Source organism: Limnothrix redekei LRLZ20PSL1, from assembly GCF_043235035.1.
In the GTDB taxonomy this organism is placed as follows: Bacteria; Cyanobacteriota; Cyanobacteriia; order CACIAM-69d; family CACIAM-69d; genus CACIAM-69d.
Genome location: NZ_JAZAQF010000087.1, coordinates 1 through 440, shown reverse-complemented (window position 1 = coordinate 440; position 440 = coordinate 1). Strand labels below are relative to the sequence as shown.

The following is a 440-nucleotide window of genomic DNA, read 5'->3' as shown; positions in this document are numbered from 1 at the left end:
CGATTTTGCAGAACAGAGCTTCTAGACTGAGCATGGCGGGGTTGGGCTGAGTGTTGTTTTGGTTAATGCCTCAGCTTAACCAGCCCCGTCTTTCCTTCGCTCCCCTTATCCCGAATTCACGTTAAATTTGCTTAAATTCAATCTGAACTTCTGTTCAAATCTTGATCTCAGCCCTGACCCTAATGATTGAAACCTTTTAGAAACCTTCCTTTGTGAACTGTGATCGTTCTGAAAATTCTGCTCCGCTTTTAAAAATTGACCATGATGATTGAGCGGTTGTTGGAAATTCTTGAGCTGGTGGGGTTGATAATTCGGTAGTGCCTGTGAAGTAATGATGCTAGTCTAGCAGCAGTCATTCACCGCTCCAGTTCATGCCTGCTTGCCCCCAGTGCCAATCCAGCCACACGGTTAAAAATGGTCGTATCCACAACGGCAAGCAA

At 45.5% G+C, this 440-nt stretch carries 1 protein-coding gene; it reads left to right on the top strand.

The features are described from left to right. Positions 1–371 precede the first annotated feature (371 nt). The coding region (locus tag VPK24_RS18880) for a transposase-like zinc-binding domain-containing protein (protein ID WP_449283921.1) at positions 372–440 on the top strand (69 nt) is incomplete at its 3' end.